Source organism: Arthrobacter sp. Y3223164, assembly GCF_059091005.1.
This window is the reverse complement of sequence record NZ_JBNHGF010000277.1, coordinates 1-3,852: the sequence shown is the minus strand read 5'-3', so window position 1 is coordinate 3,852 and position 3,852 is coordinate 1. Positions and strand designations below refer to the sequence as shown.

The following is a 3,852-nucleotide window of genomic DNA, read 5'->3' as shown; positions in this document are numbered from 1 at the left end:
GGCCCGGCGGTGGGCGGCGCTACCATGGCCCAATGGACGACGGCGGTGCCTCCTGCGGCCCGGTGCGCTCGGTCTTCGGAGCGGATCCGGAGAGCCGAGCGGCCCTGGCCGTCCTGCAGATGCTGCGCGACCTTGAGCCATGGCTGCTGCGGGACGGGGCCGCCGTCGAGCAGGGGTCCGCGCTGGCGCTGCTGGACGATCAATTCGCCGCGGTCCACAGCGTGAGCAGCCTGCTGAACCAGTCCTTGGCCGCGGCGACGGACAATGTGCTGGCGCTGCGCCGGCTGCTGTTCGAGGAACCGGGGGAGCACGGAACAACGTCGTACCGGGTGCACACGCACTCGCCGTACTCGCTGGTGCGGACGGTCATCGAATGCACCTCCACGGTGCTGTGGGCACTCCAGCCGGAAGAAGGCACGGAGCGGGCGCGGCGTGGCCTGGTTCTCATTGCCCGCGACGTCTTCAACGCCGCGTCGTTCTGGGATGCGTATCTGGGTGACCTGCGGCCGGAGCGGCATGCCCGGGCCATGGATTACTTCGACGGGCTCCGCGGCGCGGTCAACGAGGCCGCCGAGTCGCTGCAGCTGCCGCCGATTTTCGCCGCCAAGGCCGACGGTTCTTGGGGCTACGCCACCAAGAACCGTACGCAGACTTCGATCCTGAAGGACCTGCGGGAGGGGGACCTGCCGCCGTCGTTGATGTATGTCTGGCAGTTCTGCAGCGGGCATTCGCACGGGCTTCAGTGGGCATCCGCACAGGGGGTCCGGTACCCGGATCCGTTCAGCGACTCCGGGATCGAGGAGTTCCGCCCAGGGAGCATGCAGCAGCTGCGGCGGATGTGCGAGGTGTCGCTGGGCCTGGTGCCGCGGGCCTGGGACGTTTTCGACAGGGAGCGCCGGGTGTGGCCCTTGCTCTGACCCCAGACGGGGAATCAGCGGTAGGAGCGGTGCAGGTTTTCCTTGGCGGAGGCGCCGCCCGGGCGCCCGGAAATCCACGGTCCGGTGCCCTCGGACGGGTCCAGCACGCCGGTTTCCAGCCAGGTGTAGTCGCCCGCGAGCACGTGCGAGGCCAGCCGGCCGTCGCTGGAATCGGAATTGCGCCAGAGGTCATCGAAGAGGTGGCCGATCCGTTGCCGGGCCTGCAGGCAGAAGGCGTCGGCCAGCTGGTAGGCCGACCTGCCCTGGGCGGCGTCCCGGCTGCGCAGCATTTCGGCGTGGCTGCAGCAGGCGGCCATGGCAAAGAGTTCGGCGCCGATATCCACGATCCTGCCCAAAAAGGCCTGCCGCTTTTCCAACCCGGCCTGCCACCGGCCCATCCCGAGGAACGTCTGCCGGGCCAGCCGGCGGGAGGACCGTTCGATGAACCGCAGGTGCCGGGCCAGCAGGCCGAACTCGCTGTACGACCGCGGGTTCATGCCGCGGCCGGCGAGCAGCCGGGGAAGCCAGCTGGCGTAGAAGCCGCTGGCGCCCAGGGCCGCCTGCGCCTTGGCCCGGGCGTCTGCGTCGGGCGAGGCCAGGTCGCCGGCCGCGGCCAGGTGGGCGTCGACGGCCTCGCGGGCAATCAGCAGGTGCATGATTTCGGTAGAGCCTTCGAAGATCCGGTTGATCCGCATGTCGCGGAACGCTTGTTCCGCCGGAACGGCGCGCTCGCCGCGGGCAGCCAGAGACGCGGCGGTCTCGTAACCCCGGCCACCGCGGATCTGGACCAGTTCGTCGGCAATCCTGAAGGCGGATTCGCTGGACCACAGCTTGGCCAGCGCCGCTTCAATCCGGATGTCCTTCATGCCGGCATCCGCGAGCCCGGCAGACAGCTCAAAAACCGCGTCGAGAGCGAAGGAGCCCGCGGCGATGAAGGCGATCTTCTTGCCGACCGCTTCGTGCTTGCCCACGGGTTTGCCCCACTGGACCCGCGCATTGGACCATTCGCGGGCGATCTTCAGGGACCACTTGCCGTTCGCGGCGCAGAGCGCGGGAATGGACAGGCGCCCGGTATTCAGCGTGGTCAGGGCGATCTTCAGGCCCTGGCCTTCACGGCCCAGGCGGTTGGCTGCGGGGACGCGGACGTTGTCGAACCGGGTCACGCCGTTTTCGATGCCCCTCAGGCCCATGAAGGCGTTGCGGTTTTCCACCGTGATCCCGGGGGAATCCGCTTCCACCACGAAAGCGGAGATGCCGCCGCGCTGGCCGTCATGCTCCGGCACCTTGGCCATCACCACTACCAGTTCCGCGATCACGCCGTTCGTGGTCCACAGCTTGCTGCCGTTGAGCAGGTACGCGTCGCCGTCCTCGGTGAGGGTCGCGGTGGTGCCCAGGCGGGCGGGGTCGGAGCCGACGTCGGGCTCGGTCAGCAGGAACGCCGTCACGGCGCCGGCCGCGCAGCGGGGCAGGTATTCGCGCTTTTGCGCCTCGGTGCCGAAGACTTTTACCGGCTCGGGCACGCCAATGGACTGGTGGGCCGAGAGCAGCGCGCCGAGCGAGGGGTGCACGGAACCCAGCAGCATCAGGGCGCGGCCGTAGTACAGCAACGACAGTCCGAGGCCGCCGTATTCGACCGGGATCTTGATGCCGAACGCTCCGATCCCGGCCAGACCGGCCAGGTACTCGTCGGGGATTCTCGCCTCACGCTCGATCCGCGCCCCGTCCATGGTCCGGGCGAACTCCGCCAGCGTCGCCAAAAACGCTTCGCCGGCCTCGCGCTCGGACGGAGCCGGCAGCGGATGTGGATGGATCAGGTCCAGGTCGAAGCGGCCCATGTACAGGCCCTTGGCGAAACTCGGCCGGTTCCATTCGGTTTCGCGGGCTGCCTCGGCGAGTTCCCTCGCCTCGCGCTCGCCGGTCTCGGCCGGTCCGGCTGTCCCTGCTTCGGCCGGCAATGGTCCTGCGTCGGGCGCCGTGCCGGCGTTCCCGGCCTTCGTTCCGGCAGCGGCTGTGCGGGCGGCAGTTGTCTGGTCGGTCTCGGCGCTCATGGCAGTCCCCTTCGACGCGGGCCTGCGGGCGCCAGGCCCTGTGCTGTCCCCTCATGTTACTGCCCGGTAGCGCTTTTGCCGAGGGAGGATTTTGAGAACGGGAATAACTGCGAATAGCTGAAGCTTCAACTAATTAGTTATTGCACGCAACCCCGGGAGCACCATGGACTTCGGCATTTTTACCTTCGGCGAATTAACGCGCGGCCCGGGCGGGGAGTCGCTGTCGCCCCGCCAGCGCCTGGAGGAACTGGTCCAGCTGGCCAAGATTGCCGACCAGGCGGGCATCTCGTTCCTCGGGCTGGGCGAGCACCACCGCAAGGACTTCGCCATTTCGGCGCCGGAAATCGTCCTGGCTGCCATCGCCCGCGAGACCACCAACCTGCGTCTGGCCACGGCGGTGACCGTGCTGTCCACCCAGGACCCGGTGCGCCTCTTCGAGCAGTTCGCCACGCTGGATCTGCTCTCCGGCGGACGCGCCGAGGTCATTGCCGGCCGCGGCGCCTTCACCGAGTCCTACCCGCTGTTCGGGTACGACACGGCCGACTATGACGGACTGTTCGAAGAGAAGCTTCAGTTGCTGCTGGCCGCCCGCGGACAGGAGAACCTGACCTGGAACGGCACCTACCATCACAGCATCCGGGGCATGGACGTGTCGCCGCGGCCGCTGCAAGAGAGGCTTCCGGTCTGGGTCGGCGTGGGCGGCACGCCTTCTTCCTTCGAGCGGGCCGGACGCCTGGGGCTGCCGCTGTACCTGGCACTGCTCTCCGGTCCGCAGCACTTCGTCCGGCACATGTTTTCCTTCAGCTCGACGCCGAGCGGCCCGTAATCCCATGCGGAGCGGGATCCACCGTAAATTTCACCAGCCTGGAACACGAAGCCGCGGCGCT

At 68.4% G+C, this 3,852-nt stretch carries 3 protein-coding genes; 2 read left to right on the top strand and 1 reads right to left on the bottom strand.

Translation table 11 applies throughout. From position 1 onward, the window contains the following. Positions 1 to 917 (top strand): hypothetical protein (locus AC5RUJ_RS12510; RefSeq protein WP_494155936.1); only part of this gene is annotated, 917 nt, incomplete at its 5' end. Between the two features lie 14 nt (positions 918 to 931). On the opposite strand, the gene AC5RUJ_RS12505 is transcribed toward AC5RUJ_RS12510, so the two are convergent. Then, positions 932 to 2,965: an acyl-CoA dehydrogenase family protein gene (locus AC5RUJ_RS12505; RefSeq protein ID WP_494155935.1), complete on the bottom strand. Its 2,034-nt coding sequence runs from the start codon at positions 2,963 to 2,965 to the stop codon at positions 932 to 934. A 163-nt stretch (positions 2,966 to 3,128) separates the two neighbouring features. On the opposite strand from AC5RUJ_RS12505, the gene AC5RUJ_RS12500 reads away from it, so the two are divergent. Next, positions 3,129 to 3,791 carry an LLM class flavin-dependent oxidoreductase gene (locus AC5RUJ_RS12500; protein ID WP_494155934.1) on the top strand — a complete coding sequence of 221 codons (663 nt, stop codon included), beginning with the start codon at positions 3,129 to 3,131 and terminating at the stop codon, positions 3,789 to 3,791. Positions 3,792 to 3,852: the final 61 nt, after the last annotated feature.